19 protein-coding genes are annotated in these 16,795 nt (G+C 39.4%); 17 read left to right on the plus strand and 2 right to left on the minus strand.

Going from position 1 to position 16,795, the window contains the following annotated elements; genetic code table 11:
* From V470_05220 to V470_02880, 8 genes are all read left to right on the plus strand, one after another.
* A complete protein-coding gene (locus V470_05220) occupies positions 1 to 1,167 on the plus strand; it encodes a membrane protein (protein AHZ47826.1) in 1,167 nt (388 codons plus the stop codon).
* Between the two features lie 7 nt (positions 1,168 to 1,174).
* A complete protein-coding gene (locus tag V470_05215; protein ID AHZ47825.1) occupies positions 1,175 to 2,386 on the plus strand; it encodes a hypothetical protein in 1,212 nt (403 codons plus the stop codon).
* A gap of 291 nt (positions 2,387 to 2,677) precedes the next feature.
* The gene (locus V470_05210) at positions 2,678 to 4,477 is read left to right on the plus strand and encodes a hypothetical protein (protein ID AHZ47824.1); all 1,800 of its coding nucleotides are present in this window, start codon (positions 2,678 to 2,680) and stop codon (positions 4,475 to 4,477) included.
* 389 nt (positions 4,478 to 4,866) lie between these two features.
* Positions 4,867 to 5,508 (plus strand): amino acid ABC transporter permease, encoded by a 642-nt coding sequence (locus tag V470_05205; GenBank protein ID AHZ47823.1) that lies wholly within the window; start codon positions 4,867 to 4,869, stop codon positions 5,506 to 5,508.
* Between the two features lie 10 nt (positions 5,509 to 5,518).
* On the plus strand, positions 5,519 to 6,148 hold the full coding sequence (locus V470_05200) for an amino acid ABC transporter ATPase (GenBank protein ID AHZ47822.1): 630 nt from the start codon (positions 5,519 to 5,521) through the stop codon (positions 6,146 to 6,148).
* Between the two features lie 15 nt (positions 6,149 to 6,163).
* Entirely contained in the window at positions 6,164 to 7,003 is an 840-nt protein-coding gene (locus tag V470_05195) for a glutamine ABC transporter substrate-binding protein (GenBank protein AHZ47821.1), read from the plus strand.
* An 82-nt stretch (positions 7,004 to 7,085) separates the two neighbouring features.
* The gene (locus V470_10595; GenBank protein ID AJZ74447.1) at positions 7,086 to 7,265 is read left to right on the plus strand and encodes a hypothetical protein; all 180 of its coding nucleotides are present in this window, start codon (positions 7,086 to 7,088) and stop codon (positions 7,263 to 7,265) included.
* A gap of 79 nt (positions 7,266 to 7,344) precedes the next feature.
* The gene (locus tag V470_02880; protein ID AHZ47383.1) at positions 7,345 to 8,073 is read left to right on the plus strand and encodes a hypothetical protein; all 729 of its coding nucleotides are present in this window, start codon (positions 7,345 to 7,347) and stop codon (positions 8,071 to 8,073) included.
* 31 nt (positions 8,074 to 8,104) lie between these two features.
* Here V470_02880 and V470_02885 read toward each other — a convergent pair whose 3' ends face one another.
* Together V470_02885 and V470_02890 are read right to left on the minus strand one after the other, a co-directional pair.
* On the minus strand, positions 8,105 to 8,653 hold the full coding sequence (locus tag V470_02885) for an NADPH-dependent FMN reductase (protein AHZ47384.1): 549 nt from the start codon (positions 8,651 to 8,653) through the stop codon (positions 8,105 to 8,107).
* Positions 8,654 to 8,744: 91 nt separating this feature from the next.
* Complete coding sequence (locus V470_02890; protein AHZ47385.1) at positions 8,745 to 9,191, minus strand: MarR family transcriptional regulator; 447 nt, start codon at positions 9,189 to 9,191, stop codon at positions 8,745 to 8,747.
* Positions 9,192 to 9,309: 118 nt separating this feature from the next.
* Between V470_02890 and V470_02895 the strand changes: the two genes are divergently transcribed.
* From V470_02895 to V470_02935, 9 genes are all read left to right on the plus strand, one after another.
* Positions 9,310 to 9,786: a peptidase gene (locus V470_02895; protein AHZ47386.1), complete on the plus strand. Its 477-nt coding sequence runs from the start codon at positions 9,310 to 9,312 to the stop codon at positions 9,784 to 9,786.
* Positions 9,787 to 9,795: 9 nt separating this feature from the next.
* On the plus strand, positions 9,796 to 10,974 hold the full coding sequence (locus V470_02900; GenBank protein ID AHZ47387.1) for an aspartate aminotransferase: 1,179 nt from the start codon (positions 9,796 to 9,798) through the stop codon (positions 10,972 to 10,974).
* A gap of 152 nt (positions 10,975 to 11,126) precedes the next feature.
* Positions 11,127 to 12,470, plus strand: coding sequence for an asparagine--tRNA ligase (gene asnC, locus V470_02905; GenBank protein AHZ47388.1), 1,344 nt, complete (start codon positions 11,127 to 11,129; stop codon positions 12,468 to 12,470).
* Positions 12,471 to 12,618: 148 nt separating this feature from the next.
* A complete protein-coding gene (locus V470_02910) occupies positions 12,619 to 12,909 on the plus strand; it encodes a 30S ribosomal protein S6 (GenBank protein AHZ47389.1) in 291 nt (96 codons plus the stop codon).
* Positions 12,910 to 12,920: 11 nt separating this feature from the next.
* Complete coding sequence (locus V470_02915; protein ID AHZ47390.1) at positions 12,921 to 13,391, plus strand: single-stranded DNA-binding protein; 471 nt, start codon at positions 12,921 to 12,923, stop codon at positions 13,389 to 13,391.
* Positions 13,392 to 13,422: 31 nt separating this feature from the next.
* Positions 13,423 to 13,662 (plus strand): 30S ribosomal protein S18, encoded by a 240-nt coding sequence (locus tag V470_02920; protein AHZ47391.1) that lies wholly within the window; start codon positions 13,423 to 13,425, stop codon positions 13,660 to 13,662.
* A 209-nt stretch (positions 13,663 to 13,871) separates the two neighbouring features.
* Positions 13,872 to 14,381 (plus strand): GNAT family acetyltransferase, encoded by a 510-nt coding sequence (locus V470_02925; GenBank protein AHZ47392.1) that lies wholly within the window; start codon positions 13,872 to 13,874, stop codon positions 14,379 to 14,381.
* 437 nt (positions 14,382 to 14,818) lie between these two features.
* Positions 14,819 to 15,967 (plus strand): UDP-N-acetylglucosamine 2-epimerase, encoded by a 1,149-nt coding sequence (locus V470_02930; protein ID AHZ47393.1) that lies wholly within the window; start codon positions 14,819 to 14,821, stop codon positions 15,965 to 15,967.
* Positions 15,968 to 15,973: 6 nt separating this feature from the next.
* Positions 15,974 to 16,753, plus strand: a complete 780-nt coding sequence (locus V470_02935) for a hypothetical protein (protein ID AHZ47394.1) — start codon at positions 15,974 to 15,976, stop codon at positions 16,751 to 16,753.
* Positions 16,754 to 16,795: the final 42 nt, after the last annotated feature.

The raw sequence follows: 16,795 nt of genomic DNA on the forward strand, positions 1-16,795 counted from the left end.
ATGGAACATAAAGAGAAACATTTTAGCCTATCTTGGTTTTTTAAGTGGTTTTTAGATAATAAAGCCATCACTGTATTTTTAGTAACTTTGTTACTGGGGCTAAACATTTTTATTCTAAGTAAGATTAGTTTTATTTTTTTACCAGTTTTGGATTTTCTAGGAGTTGTCATGTTGCCAGTTATTTTATCTGGTTTACTTTATTACCTCCTCAATCCGATTGTTGACTGGATGGAGAAGCACAAGATCAATCGTGTCCTTGCCATTAGTATTGTTTTTGTTGTTATTGGACTCTTTATCATTTGGGGGCTGGCAGTCGCAATTCCTAATCTGCAACGTCAAGTCTTAAAATTTGCGAAGAATGTGCCGACATACCTGGAAGATGCTGATAAGGTGATCAATGACCTTGTAACCAAACGCTTGCCAGATGATTTTAGACCACAGTTGGAGCAGGTTCTTTCCAATGTTTCTAGTGAGGCGACCATGTGGGCCAGCAAAATCTCTTCTCAAGCTGTTAACTGGGTTAGCGCCTTTATCAGTAGCGTTTCCCAGGTCATTGTTGCGGTTATTATCGTACCCTTCATGCTCTTTTATCTTTTGAGAGATGGGAAAGGCTTGCGAGATTACCTGACTAAATTCATCCCAAACAAGTTAAAAGAACCTGTCGGACAAGTTTTGTCAGATGTTAATAAACAGTTGTCAAACTATGTTAGAGGGCAGGTTACAGTTGCTATTATCGTGGCAATTATGTTTATTATCTTCTTTAAGATTATTGGTCTCAGATATGCTGTGACTCTGGGGATCACGGCTGGTATCCTCAATCTAGTACCTTACCTGGGTAGTTTTCTTGCCATGTTGCCTGCTTTGGTTTTGGGCTTGATAGCAGGACCTGTGATGCTTTTGAAAGTGATTATTGTCTTTATTGTTGAACAAACGATTGAAGGTCGCTTCGTTTCTCCGCTTATTTTAGGTAGTCAGCTAAACATCCATCCAATCAATGTCCTATTTGTTCTCCTAACTTCAGGTTCTATGTTTGGTATTTGGGGAGTCTTGCTGGGAATTCCTGTCTATGCTTCTGCCAAGGTCGTTATCTCAGCTATCTTTAACTGGTATAAAAAAGTCAGCGGTTTGTATGAAGAAGAAGGGGAGGAAATCAAGAGTGAACAATAGTCAACACATGCTCCAGGCTTTGGATGAACAGGATTTAATCAAAGCGGATCAGTATTTTCACAAAGCCCTCGAAACAGATTCAAGTGAAGTTCTTTACGAACTAGCAAGCTATCTAGAGGGAATTGGCTTTTATCCTCAAGCAAAAGAAATTTACCAAAAAATCGTTACAGAATTTCCAGAAGTGAATCTGAATTTAGCAAGTATTGCTAGTGAGGATGGCAATGTTGAGGAAGCCTTTGCTCACCTTGAGGAAATCACACCCGAAAGTGACTGGTACGTGTCGGCTTTGGCCTTGAAGGCTGACCTCTATCAGTTGGAAGGATTGACAGATGTAGCGCGTGAAAAGTTACTGGAAGCCCTAAACTACTCAGACGATCCCTTATTAGTTTTTGGTTTGGCTGAGTTGGATAGTGAGTTAGGAAATTATCAGGAAGCTATTCAGGGTTATGCTCAATTAGACAATCGCTCCATCTATGAGCAAACGGGTGTCTCAACCTATCAACGAATTGGCTACGCTTATGCCCAGTTAGGCAAGTTTGAAGCTGCAACTGAATTCTTAGAAAAAGCTTTAGAATTAGAATACGATGACCAAACTGCCTTTGAACTGGCTAGTCTTTACTTTGACCAAGAAGAGTATCAAAAATCTGTTCTTTACTTTAAGCAGATTGATACCATTTCACCTGACTTTGAAGGATATGAATATGGTTATAGTCAAGCTTTGCATAAGGAACATCAGGTGGAAGAGGCCCTTCGTATCGCTAAACAAGGTTTGGAGAAAAATCCATTTGAAACTCGGCTCTTACTGGCTGCTTCTCAGTTTTCGTATGAATTGCATGATCCTAGTAGTGCAGAGCAATTTCTCCTTACTGCCAAAGAAGATGCAGAGGATACAGAAGAAATTTTCCTTCGCCTTGCAACCATTTATATGGAACAAGAGCGGTACGAAGATATCATTGCTCTCCAAAGTCAAGAACCTGAAAACCTCCTGACCAAGTGGATGATTGCCCGTTCTTATCAGGAAATTGAGGATTTAGATAAGGCCTATGAGCTCTATCAGGAACTATCGCTTGATCTCAAGGATAATCCTGAATTTCTGGAGCAGTATACTTATCTCCTACGTGAATTGGGGTATTTTGAAGAAGCCAAAGTGCAAGCTGAAGCTTATTTAAAACTCGTTCCAGATGATGTTCAGATGCAAGAACTATTAGAGACACTTTAAGGATTTCTATTTTTTGTAAAATTTTATTAACAGAAACGAATGACTTTAAATGAATGATTTGAAAGACCTCAGAGGTCTTTTCTTTTTTACTAATATAATATAAATGTTAGAATTTCTTATAGCCAATTTAGATGAAGTTTTGAACGATGAAAGCCTGCTACACCCTATAAAATAAGAGTTTAAAGGTATGATTTGAACATCGAACTACTATGAAATACTTGACAAATTTATATAAGAATATATAATAATAAATAGGGGAATCTATCCCCAAAAATAAAGGAGGCAAATGTTGTGAAAAAGATTAATAAAAAACTTTCTCATGCATTCATGGCGCTATTGTTAGTAGCTTCAGTATTTATCCCAGTACTAAGAACTAGCAATGTGGTTAAAGCTGCTGAACTACCATCTAGTAGCTATACGCTAACGACAGTACCGACAATTAACAATAATAAGTTAGTTGACGGTGCAGAGTATGGTGAAGGGAAATTTTACCTTCAAACCACTTACAAATTCGACAACTCAACAACATTGAAGAATGGTGACTTTATGGTTTATAAAGTTCCAAATGAATTCAAAATTGAATCAGATTCAACTACTGAAATCTTTGGTAACGATGGAGTCACTAAGGTTGCTGAGTTAACGACAAATAAGTCTGCAAATACAGCGACTGTAACGGTAAGTAACGAAGATTATTTTGCTAACTTACCTGAAGAGAAACAAATTTCGGCCTTATTTACTGTTGTATGGGCTGATAATGTTGAACTCAATAAATCGTATCCAATCGACATTCCTGGAGCAGGAGTATACAATTTGACTCGTATTGTTCCAGATGAGGATCCAACAGGATTTACTAAATGGGGAGTTCAAGATACGAACGATCCAAATTATATTAATTGGTATATTCGCGTAAACAAATATGCTAATCCTTATGAAGGCGTTTCGATTCAAGATACAATCCCTGAAGGGCAAGTATTAGCTAGTGAGATTACAGGTTACTACTTTACTGAATGGGGTAAGGATGAGCATCATCCTCTTTTGAATCCAAGTCACATTGTTGTTCAAGATTCTAATCGCTTCACTATTACTCCAAATGGTAATGGTGATCTAACCAATCAAGGTTTGTATGTAGTTTATAAGACTCGTATCACCGCACCAGTTGATAATACAACAAAGAAAGCTTTCAATAACGTTAAAATTACGACTTCGTCTGAAAACTTTGATGTAGAAGGTTTTGCACCATTAACCACAACTGAAGGTATTAGTTCAGGTTCACGTTCTACAGAAGTTTCATTTGAGGTTTCTAAGCAGTTAAAAGGAAAAGACTTAGCTGCTGAAGAATTTAGCTTCCAACTACTTGATCCAAACGGATCAGTTGTTGAAACTGTTAAGAATGATAAAGATGGCAAAGTGAAATTTAAAGCCGTTAAATTCTCTACAGTGGGTACTTATAAGTATCAAATCAAAGAAGTTAATGATCAAAAACCAGGTTTTGCTTACGATGATAAGACTATTAACGCAGAAGTTACTGTAACAGATGTTTATGGTGAGAAGTTTGCAAGTGTTAAATATGACAATAAAGTTTTTGTAAATTCGTATTCTGCTAAATCTGCAACAACTTCAATTACTGCTAAAAAAGTCCTAAATGGTAAACCTCTTGAGGCAGATAAATATGAATTTGAATTGAAAGAAGGCGACAAACTTGTAGCTACAGCTAAGAATGCTGCAGACGGAACAGTTGCTTTCCCAGCGATTGAATACACTGCTGCAGGAACTCACACGTATACTATCACTGAAAAAGATGGTGGTGAAGCTGGTGTAACTTATGATAAAAATGCTTATACAGTAACAGTAAAAGTTGTAGACAATGGTCAAGGTCAACTTGTAGCAACAGTTACAGGTAATAATCCAACCATCACAAATACTTATGCTGCTGAGACTCCGGGATCTTCTGATACCAAACCTAAACAACCAGGAGAAACTAAAGAACTACCAAATACTGGTACTTCTGAAATGACTATCTTGCTTACTGTTGTAGGAGTAGTACTTGCATTCGGTTCCATTCTCTTATTCCGTTTCAAAAAAGTTAAATAATCTAGTTGAAAAATCTTGATGCCTTTGCTATGGCATCATCAAAGAGCCACTTGTATGGATAGTAGAAATGATACTATTCTTATAAAGTGGTTCTTTTTTTATATCTCTAGAGGTATGAAGTGAATGAGAGCAAATAGCGTTCTGTATCAATGAAATCTTTATAGATATTTGATAAAAAAATTTTGATCATTGTTCTCTCAGAATTAGAAGTTAATCCTATATTCTCGTCTAGAATCCTTATAATTCTTCGAATTCTTTAAGATGATATTTCGCTCTTATTTCTTAGATAAAGGTGTATAGTTCAAGAATTATAGAATTTTTTTGCAAAAACCCTTGCTAAATTGTTTATTTATGCTATAATAGGAACAATAATTTTTAGGAGGTGCAGTATGTCTTATATGTTTGAGATATTACCAAGTTTATTGAACGGTGCAAGTATGACACTTCAAGTCTTTGCTCTGGTCTTGATCTTTTCAATTCCTTTAGGTATTGTCGTTGCCTTTGCTTTACAAGTCCGCTGGAAACCCCTCCATTATCTGATTGACCTTTATATTTGGGTGATGCGAGGGACTCCCTTGCTCTTGCAATTAATCTTTATTTACTATGTTCTTCCTAGCATTGGGATACGTTTAGATCGTTTGCCTGCTGCTGTGATCGCTTTTGTATTGAACTATGCAGCCTACTTTGCTGAAATCTTTCGTGGTGGGATTGAAACTATTCCTAAAGGTCAATATGAGGCTGCTAAGGTCTTGAAGTTTAGCCCTTTTGACACAGTGCGCTATATTATTTTGCCTCAGGTTACAAAGATTGTCTTACCGAGCGTCTTTAATGAAATCATGAGTTTGGTCAAGGATACTTCATTGGTTTATGCCCTTGGGATTTCAGATTTGATTTTGGCAAGTCGGACAGCAGCCAATCGAGATGCTAGTCTTGTTCCTATGTTCTTAGCCGGGGCGATTTATTTGATTATGATTGGTCTTGTAACCATTGTAGCGAAAAAACTTGAGAAGAAGTACAGTTATTACAGATAGGAGGATTGCTATGTTAGAATTACGAAACATTAACAAGGCCTTTGGTGGCAAACAAATCTTAACCAATTTCAGCCTATCAATTCCTGAAAAGCAAATCCTTGCAATCGTAGGTCCATCAGGAGGCGGAAAGACAACCCTATTACGTATGCTAGCTGGACTGGAAACCATCGATTCGGGGGAAATCTACTATAACGGCGAATCGCTAGCTATAGACGAACTAGAAAAGCGCAATCTTCTTGGATTTGTTTTCCAAGATTTTCAACTCTTTCCGCATTTGTCAGTTCTAGATAACTTAACTCTGTCGCCCATAAAAACGATGAGCATGGAGAAGGAAGTTGCTGAGAAGAAGGCGCGTGGTTTGTTAGAACAGCTTGGGTTAGCTGGGCATGCAGATGCCTTTCCTTTCTCACTTTCAGGTGGGCAAAAACAACGGGTGGCCTTAGCACGCGCCATGATGATAAAACCAGAAATTATTGGATATGATGAGCCTACATCAGCCTTAGACCCAGAATTGCGATTAGAAGTAGAAAAACTTATCCTTCAAAATAAAGAGCGTGGGATGACTCAGATTGTTGTGACCCACGATCTTCAGTTTGCGGAAAACATTGCTGATCAGATCCTTAAGGTTGATCCAAAGTAGGACTAGGAGGTGCCTATGAAGAGAAAGAAAATTGCCCTTGTACTTGCTCTGTTCTTTAGCTTCTTCCTGACGGCTTGTACTCAGAAGGCAAGTGATCCAAATCAGGATAATTGGGCCAAATATCAAAAACAGGGAAGCATTACCATTGGCTTTGACAATACCTTTGTTCCCATGGGATTTGAGGAAAAGAATGGCCAGTATGCGGGCTTTGATATCGACCTAGCCCAAGCTGTTTCTGAAAAGCTAGGAATTCAGATTAAATTTCAACCCATCGACTGGGATATGAAAGAAACCGAACTACAAAATGGTACCATTGATGCCATCTGGAATGGCTATACAGCAACAGATGAACGGAAAGAGAAGGTTGCTTTTACCATTCCTTACATGGAAAATCAACAAGTTTTGGTCTCTAAAAAGTCTCAAAATATCCTCTCAGTTCAGGATATGACTGACAAAGTTTTAGGGGCCCAGGCTGGATCTTCTGGCTATTTGAATTTTGAAGGACAACCTGAACTACTCAAGAATCGAGTGAAAGACCAGAAGGCTAATCAATACCAAAGTTTCAATGAAGCCTTGATTGATTTAAAAAATGATCGGATTGATGCCTTGTTGATTGACCGGGTATATGCCAATTATTATCTCCAGTCTGAAGGGATATTAAATGACTACAATCTCTTTTCAGCTGGATTTGAAAGCGAAGCCTTTGCAGTCGGTGTTAGACCTGCTGATAAAACGTTGCTAGATGCCTTGAACCAAGCCTTTGTATCACTATACAAAGAAGGGAAGTTCCAGGAGATCAGCCAGAAATGGTTTGGGGAAGATGTAGCGACCAGTCAGGTGAAAAATCAAGAATAAGAAAAAGAGATTGAGTTTACCTCAGTCTCTTTTGATATTAAAAATCCTCTGGCAAGTGCCAGAGGATAAGAGCTTATACTCAATGAAAATCAAAGAGCAAACTAGGAAGCTAAGCTTCCTAGTTTGCTCTTTGATTTTCATTGAGTATAAAAATAGGTTTTCTCAGTTCAAGGAGAAAAAAGATAAATTCTTATCTATCTTAACAAGCTTAGCTGGCACAGCCCTTGTTCTCGTGGCTATCTGGTTAGGATGGCCAAAATAAACAGAGAAACCTCGGTGTGAACCGAGGTTTTTAAGATGAAATTCTTGGTCGTGGTTGAAAAATATGCTACACTAACAATATGAAAATTTTAATCCCAACAGCAAAAGAAATGAACACAGACCATCCTTGTATCGAAGCGCTCCCCTTGAGGGAAGAAAGTCAGGTAGTCCTTGACTCACTGGCGCACTACTCAGCCAGTGAATTAGAGACTTTTTATAAGGTATCTGCCGAGAAAGCAGAAGAAGAGTACGCTCATATTCAAGCTCTAAAAGATCACAGGGCTAAACATTATCCAGCCCTGAAACTCTTTGACGGTCTCATGTATCGTCACATCAAACGAGATGGGTTAACCGAAGCTGAACAAACCTATCTTGAAAATCATGTCCTGATTACCTCGGCTTTATACGGTGTTGTCCCAGCCTTGTCGCCTATGGCTCCTCACCGTTTGGATTTCTTGATGAAATTAAAAGTAGCTGGTAAAACCCTAAAGACTCATTGGAAGTCAGCCTACGATGAGGCCCTACAAGATGAGAACTTGATATTCTCACTCCTATCATCAGAGTTTGAAACCGTATTTTCGAAGGAAATCAGAGAAAAGATGGTGACCTTCAAATTTATGGAGGACAAGGCAGGTCAGCTGAAAATCCACTCAACTATTTCAAAAAAAGCCCGTGGCGCCTTTTTGACCGCCTTGATAGAAGGGCAAATCCATACAGTCGAACAAGCTCGCAAACTCAGTTTTGCAGGTTTTGACTACCGACCTGATTTATCCAGTGATTTAGAACTCGTCTTTGTGAAACAAGCATAAAACCAGCTCATTCGAGCTGGTTTTTGATGGATTAGTTGATGGCTGTAAGAAGGTCGTCAGCCTGTTTTGCAAGTGATGAAGCAGTTGCTTCTTCTAACACCAATTTTCCGTCTGCCCAAGCAGAGTCATTGACACGAGCGGCAGTAAAGTCACCAACGACTTGTGTACGGATAAATGGCAAGAGGTCTTTATAAATCGCAAAGAGTTGTTCGTGACCGGCATTGGCTACAGATGAGACAGTAACAAACTTGTCTTGGAGGGCAGAAGCACCACGTGTATCAGACAAATCAATGGCACGAGAGAGCCAGTCAAGCAAGTTTTTCACTGTTCCAGGGATAGAGAAGTTGTAGACTGGAGAGAAGATCCAGATTGCATCTGCAGCAAGGACTGCTTCACGAGCAGCAGCTACAGCTGGATGAGTTGGAACTTCCAAATCTTGGCTGAAGAGAGGAACAGCTGAATAATCAAGATAGCTAACTTCCGCTTTTCCAGCAAGTGCTTTTTCAGCTTCGAGGGCCATTTGGTGGTTGAAAGAACCTTGGCGTAGTGATCCGACGATAAATAGTACTTTTTTAGACATGATGTGTCTCCTTTAGTTTAAAATTCAAAGAGAGAACTCTTTTGTTACCGTCTATGTTACAACAAATGATACTAATTAGCAATAATTTTGCTCACAAATTTTTAAATTTTTTTAAAATGCGGATTAAGTCTTCCTTTTCGCCATCTTCCAAGATGCTGAGTGCTTCTACGATCGAATCGATATGGTCAGGAAGAACCTCTTCGATTTTTCTGCGTCCTGCAGGTGTTAATTTCAGGAAAAAGGAGCGACGATCCTTGGGGTCGCAAGTTCTAGAAATCCATCCATCTCGAACCATATTTCGAATGACAACAGTCATGTTTCCAGAAGTGGCTAGCATTTTTTCAATCAAATCCTGAATGCGCAGTTCCTCCTTGCTATAGAGGGTTTCCAAAACTGAAAATTGGGTGGGTGTTAGCCCGTGTTCTTTAGCAGCCTTGGCTTCATATGGTTTAAAGGTTCGTATGGCTTTGTTGAGGATGATAGCTGTTTTTAAGTCTAGTTGATTATCGGAAATTTTCTTTTTCAAATATTGTTTCATAAGGTTATTTTATCAATAATGAGAGAGAAAAACAAGAACTTACATTTTATAGGAAAAGAATCTTAGAATGTTCCTGTCTTCACTTGTAATAAAGAAGGAGAGATGGTAAAATAGACGAGTGAAACTAAGACAGAAAAAAGCAAAAAACAAGCTACTTTTACAGTATGGAATCGGCATTGCTCTGGTAGTACTAGTCATGACCACTTCCTTCCTTTATCTGATATCACTCAGCATGAAACCCTATCAAGATGCTAGGGTTGAAGGAGAAAAACTGGCCAAGCAGTATGCTGAATTGGAAAAGGCAGATCAGGTTGATTTCTATAATGGACTAGAAGGTTATTACAGCATTTTAGGACATAATAAAAAGCAAGAGGCCATTGCCGTACTGATTGAAAAGAATGACCACAAGATTTATGTTTATCAGCTTGATAAGGGGATTTCTCAAGACAAGGCAGCGACGATTTCGAGGGAAAAAGGAGCTAGCGACATTGACAAGATTACCTTTGGTCGTTATCAGGACAAGCCGATTTGGGAAGTCAAGTCAGGAAACCAGTACTATCTGGTCGACTTTGAAACAGGAGCAGTGATCCAATAAGGAGGGCATATGAAACTATCCAAACGTGTACTAGAAATGGAAGAAAGCGTCACTCTAGCTAGTGATGCAAGAGCCAAAGCATTAAAAGCTCAGGGAAAAGACGTTCTTTTCTTAACCTTGGGACAGCCTGATTTTCATACTCCTGAAAACATTCAGGATGCAGCGGTAGAAGCGATTCGAGATGGACGAGCTTCCTTTTATACAGTTGCTTCAGGCCTACCAGAGTTAAAAGCGGCGGTTAATACCTATTTTGAACGCTATTATGGGTATTCTGTTGCAGCCAACGAGGTTACCTTTGCCACTGGTGCTAAGTTCTCTCTCTACACCTTCTTTATGGCTGTGGTCAATCCAGGTGATGAAGTCATTATCCCTACACCATACTGGGTCAGCTATGGAGACCAGGTCAAAATGGCAGAAGGAGTGCCTGTCTTTGTCCAGGCAAAGGAAGACAATCACTTTAAAGTAACAGTAGAGCAGCTAGAAGCAGCACGAACAGATAAGACCAAGGTCTTGGTTCTCAATTCACCATCGAATCCGACTGGTATGATATACTCTCGTGAGGAACTCTTGGCTATCGGAAATTGGGCTGTTGCGCATGATGTCCTTATCCTAGCAGATGATATTTATGGCCGTTTGGTTTATAACGGGAACGAATTTGTTCCAATCTCTAGTCTGTCAGAAGACATTCGCAAGCAAACCATCGTGATTAACGGTGTATCTAAGGCCTATGCCATGACTGGTTGGCGGGTAGGTTATGCGGTGGGAAATCCTGAAATTATCGCTGCTATGAGCAAACTAACAGGACAAACGACTTCAAATCTGACAGCAGTGTCTCAATATGCTACCATTGAAGCCCTAACTGGACCACAAGACTCTGTTGAAACCATGCGCCAAGCCTTTGAAGAACGTTTGAATACCATTTATCCACTCTTGTGCCAAGTGCCAGGATTTGAAGTTGTCAAGCCCCAAGGAGCCTTCTATCTCTTCCCAAATGTTAAAAAAGCGATGGAAATGAAGGGTTATACTGATGTGACAGAGTTTACAACAGCTATTCTCGAAGAAGTCGGCCTTGCCTTGATTACAGGAGCTGGATTTGGAGCACCAGAAAATGTTCGTCTCAGCTATGCCACAGACATGGATACATTAAAAGAAGCTATTCACCGTTTGCATCGGTTTATGGAAAAATAAAACTTAGAATCTTCGCCTTTTTAGCGAAGATTTTTTGTAACGAAAATCTCGCGATTTTTCTCTAGTAGAACCTAGCTATCGCAGTCTATTTATGGTAAAATAGTGGGTAATGATGTCTTCGGACAAGTTAAACGAAAAAAGGAAGATAGATTATGACAAAACGTGTAACAATTATCGATGTAAAAGACTACGTTGGTCAAGAAGTGACCATCGGAGCTTGGGTTGCCAACAAATCTGGAAAAGGGAAAATTGCCTTCTTGCAATTGCGTGATGGGACAGCCTTTTTCCAAGGTGTAGCATTTAAACCAAACTTTATTGAAAAGTTCGGTGAGGAAGTGGGACTTGAGAAGTTTGATGTCATCAAACGCTTGAGCCAAGAAACGTCTGTTTATGTGACAGGGATTGTCAAAGAAGACGAACGTTCTAAGTTTGGCTATGAGTTGGATATTACAGACATCGAAGTGATTGGTGAATCTCAAGACTACCCAATCACACCAAAAGAACACGGAACAGACTTCTTGATGGACAACCGTCACTTGTGGCTCCGCTCTCGTAAGCAAGTAGCGGTTATGCAAATCCGTAACGCGATTATCTATGCGACTTATGAGTTTTTCGACAAGAACGGCTTCATGAAATTTGATAGCCCAATTCTTTCAGGAAACGCAGCAGAAGATTCAACTGAACTCTTTGAAACAGACTACTTTGGAACACCAGCCTACTTGAGCCAATCAGGTCAACTTTACCTAGAAGCAGGGGCCATGGCTCTTGGTCGTGTCTTTGACTTTGGTCCAGTATTCCGTGCTGAAAAATCAAAAACACGCCGTCACTTGACTGAGTTCTGGATGATGGATGCGGAGTACTCTTACTTGACACATGATGAGTCACTTGACTTGCAAGAAGCTTATGTAAAAGCCCTTCTTCAAGGTGTTCTTGACCGTGCACCTCAAGCCTTGGAAACCTTGGAACGTGATACAGAGCTCTTGAAAAGCTACATTGCAGAGCCATTCAAACGCATCACTTACGATCAAGCCATTGACCTTTTGCAAGAGCATGAAAATGATGAAGATGCTGACTACGAGCATCTTGAGCATGGCGATGACTTTGGTTCACCACACGAAACATGGATTTCAAACCACTTTGGTGTGCCAACATTTGTTATGAACTACCCAGCAGCTATCAAGGCCTTCTACATGAAACCAGTTCCTGGAAATCCAGAGCGCGTACTTTGTGCAGACTTGCTTGCACCAGAAGGTTACGGAGAAATCATCGGTGGTTCTATGCGTGAGGAAGACTACGATGCCCTTGTCGCTAAAATGGAAGAACTTGGCATGGATCGTACAGAGTATGAATTTTACCTTGACCTTCGTAAATATGGTACAGTACCACACGGAGGATTTGGTATCGGTATTGAACGTATGGTAACCTTCGCAGCTGGTACAAAACACATCCGTGAAGCTATTCCATTCCCACGTATGTTGCATCGTATCAAACCATAAACTAGTAAAAAGAAGATATTTTCATCTTCTTTTTTCACTTTTATCTTGCTATCTATCAGTTTTTCTAGTATAATAGTTTATTGTGAGCAAACCTCACTTACCCCTTGCAAAGACTAGGGGTCATTAGACCAAAAGGAGGAACATATCAATGGCTAAATACGAAATTCTTTATATCATTCGTCCAAACATTGAAGAAGAAGCGAAAAACGCTTTGGTAGCACGTTTTGACTCTATCTTGACTGACAACGGTGCAACTGTTGTTGAATCAAAATCATGGGAAAAACGTCGTCTTGCATACGAAATCCAAGATTTCCGTGAAGGACTTTACCACATCGTTAACGTTGAAGCAAACGACGACGCAGCTCTTAAAGAGTTTGACCGTCTTTCAAAAATCAACGCTGACATTCTTCGTCACATGATCGTCAAACTTGACGCGTAAGAAGGTAAATTATGATTAACAATGTTGTACTTGTAGGGCGTATGACACGTGACGCTGAGTTGCGTTATACCCCATCAAATGTAGCAGTTGCGACTTTTACTCTTGCAGTAAACCGTACATTTAAGAGTCAAAATGGCGAACGTGAGGCTGATTTCATCAATGTCGTTATGTGGCGCCAACAGGCTGAAAATCTTGCCAACTGGGCTAAAAAAGGCTCTCTTATCGGGATCACAGGCCGTATCCAGACTCGTAGTTACGATAACCAGCAAGGACAACGTGTCTACGTAACAGAAGTCGTGGCTGAGAATTTCCAAATGTTGGAAAGCCGCGGAGTGCGCGAAGGACATTCAGATGGAGCTTATTCTGCACCAACTGCTGGCCAATCAGCACCTGCAAACCCAGTACCAGACTTTTCACGTTCTGAAAATCCATTCGGAGCAACCAATCCATTGGACATTTCAGATGATGATTTACCATTCTAATGGACAATTAATACTATAAAGGAGAAAAAACATGGCTCAACAACGTCGTGGCGGATTCAAACGCCGTAAAAAAGTTGATTACATCGCAGCAAACAAAATTGAATATGTTGATTACAAAGATACTGAGCTTCTTAGCCGTTTCGTTTCAGAACGTGGGAAAATCCTTCCACGTCGTGTAACAGGAACTTCAGCTAAAAACCAACGTAAAGTAACAACAGCTATCAAACGCGCTCGCGTAATGGCTTTGATGCCTTTCGTAAACGAAGATTAAAGAAAAGACCCTTACGGGTCTTTTTTTCACGAGCCTTGAAATGAGAGAGCGAGTTGAGGTCCGGGGGACCTCTTTTTCAGATTTTTATAGGACTTTGTTAGAAAGGATTCCCTGTTGACCTAGTAAGATTCTTTTGTCTTACTAGGTTTTTTCTTTTAATCTTTATTATCGTGCTATAATGGTAGGAGAAAGCTATAAAGGAGCAGCTTATGAAGACGACATGTTCAATTAGAAAAATGCAAGAATCTGACATAAAAGAACTATCTCGAGGATTTATCAGCCAAGGTTGGCCGGGTAGAGAAGAAATTTTGGCTAGATATTTTCTTGAACAAGAATGTGGGGAGAGAGAAGTCTTAGTTGCAGAGGTTGAGGGTGCTTTAGCGGGTTATATCACAATTTTGCCCTGCGCTAAGCAGGGGCCTTTTGCAGAAATCTATCCAGAACTCTCAGATTTCAATGTCTTTGAACCTTTTCAAAATCAAGGTATTGGAAATCTCTTGCTGGAAGAAGCAGAAAAACGAGTTAGGCTCATATCGGATAAGGTGACCCTTGGTGTTGGGCTCCATTCAGGGTATGGACCTGCCCAGAGATTGTACATCAAACGAGGCTATATTCCAGATGGGACGGGTGTTTGGTATCAGAACCATCAACCGGCCATGAATGCGGTTTGTGAAGATATCGGAGAATTGGTCTTGTATCTGTCGAAAAATTTGTTTTAAGACAGATTTTATAAGGTTTAAATTTTAAATATAGTAAACAATCACAGTCCCTTTTTCATTCGAAAAAGGGATTTTTTTGTTTGAAATTGTTTGATTTATTCCTCAAAGTGGTAAAATATAATTGTTTGAATTATCAAGATAAAAATAAATATCGAAAAAAACATATAAGGTTTAGTTTTTTAAAATACGGATTCTTTTGAAAAGTCTTAAATTTTCCTAAAATAAGGCTTCTTAAAGGTTGTAAATAAAATTGTTACAAAAAGGTTACAAATTGTTAAAATTAAATTAAATGCAATAATATAATTTGGAAAAAATTTGACATATAAATTAATTGACGGTAAAATAATTAAGATAATCAAATTAATTGATTTGCGCAATAATTCGATATAAAGATTAATCTGATGTGTCAAATTTTATTATAGTAGAAGGATAGCGTAATGAAGAAACTGAAAGTGATGGTTGTTTTTGGAACACGACCAGAAGCTATTAAAATGGCCCCTTTAGTGTTAGAATTGCAAAAACATAGTGACAGCATTGAGACGATCACAGTTGTGACAGCTCAGCATCGCCAAATGCTAGATCAAGTTCTTGAAACTTTTAGCATCGAGCCACATTATGACCTGGATATTATGGGGAAAAATCAATCCCTCTTAGATATTACTGGAAAAATTTTAGAAAAGTTTGATCCAGTTGTTAAGCAAGAACTTCCAGATATGATTCTTGTTCACGGAGACACAACGACAACTTTTGCAGCAAGTTTAGTTGCTTTCTATAATCAGGTCCGTATCGGCCACGTCGAAGCCGGGCTAAGGACCTTTGATAAGTATTCTCCTTTCCCAGAAGAAATGAATCGTCAGATGACAGATAACCTTGCGGATCTTTATTTTGCTCCAACTAGTGAGAGTAAAGAAAATCTTCTTAAGGAAAATCATCCTGAGTCTGCTATTGTCATTACGGGGAATACAGCCATTGATGCCTTGAAACTAACCGTTCAATCGGATTACTATCATGAAGTTCTAGATCAATTGGATCCAGATAAGAAACTTGTATTGGTAACCATGCATCGTCGTGAGAATCAAGGTCAACCAATGAGAAATGTCTTTGCAGCTTTACGTGAGATGGTCGATCTTCATCAGGAAATTGAAGTTGTTTATCCTGTTCACCTTAGCCCTGCTGTGCAAGAAGCAGCAAACGATATCTTATCTGGTCACGATCGTATTCACTTGATCGAGCCTTTAGATGTACTTGATTTTCATAATTTGGCTTCAAGAAGCTATTTTATCATGACTGACTCTGGAGGTGTTCAAGAAGAGGCGCCTTCTCTCGGCAAACCTGTCCTTGTCCTTCGTGACACTACGGAACGTCCAGAAGGAGTAAGAGCAGGTACGTTGAAGCTAGTTGGTACGGATCCAGTACGTGTGAAAGAAGCGATGGCAGCACTCTTAACAGATGAAACTCTTTATAGACAAATGTCTCAGGCACCAAATCCTTATGGAGATGGAAGAGCCTCTGAACGAATCGTACAATCCATTCAACAGTACTTTGGTGCAGCGACTTCGGTATCTGAATTCAAAGGGGGGAAATAAGATAAAATGAAAAATTGGAGTCAATTTAAAAACTGGCTTATGGCTTTGCTTGCTTGTGAGGTCATTCTTTTGGTGCTTTGTTTTTTGTATGCTCGAGCAATCATTTTAGAACAAATCTTGTTTTTAGCTTTAGCCTTGTTTGCAGTGTTGGTATTATCTGACCTTTTACTTACTTGGACCCTTATCTTAGCATTTGGTTTTGGACTTATCGTTTTGGTTGCGGGTGTGGTTTATATCCCAATCATGCAACTGGTCTTCTTATTGATCAGTTTTCCACTTTTGATTGGGATTCTACTTAAAGTTCGTTATTATTTCTTCAAGGTGGCCTCAAAGGTACAAGAACAGGAAGACGAAGCTCGAGTAGATTACCAAGCGATGGTCACTGAACAAAGTGATGTGATGGTACAGTTCTTATTGATTCATTGGTCACATGAAGATTTGTTCTTCCAGATTAAACCGAAAGAACATAACCAGATGCTCAGTCGCATTCAAGAGGTGATTGCTCAGGAATTGAGTTACAATGATAAGCTTTATTATGTTTCGGATGGTAATTTTCTCGTTCTATCGAGTACTAACCAACATTCTTTGAAGGAACTTTATTTGAATGGTTTGCAGGAGAAACTGAGCAGTTTAGTTTTTCATGGAGAAGATGGCAATCAAGGAGTTCAGTTCCAAACAGGCTATTTGGTGATTAACTCTGATAATAAAGATAAATACCAAGACTACGCGGATGTCGCCAGTCATCTCAAACGTCAACTAGAGACAGATGTAATTGTAGAATATTAGGAGGGAAACATGACTTTAACCGAACTATTTTTTGGTATTGCT

This window comes from Streptococcus sp. VT 162 (genome assembly GCA_000688775.2).
Classification (GTDB): Bacteria; Bacillota; Bacilli; order Lactobacillales; family Streptococcaceae; genus Streptococcus.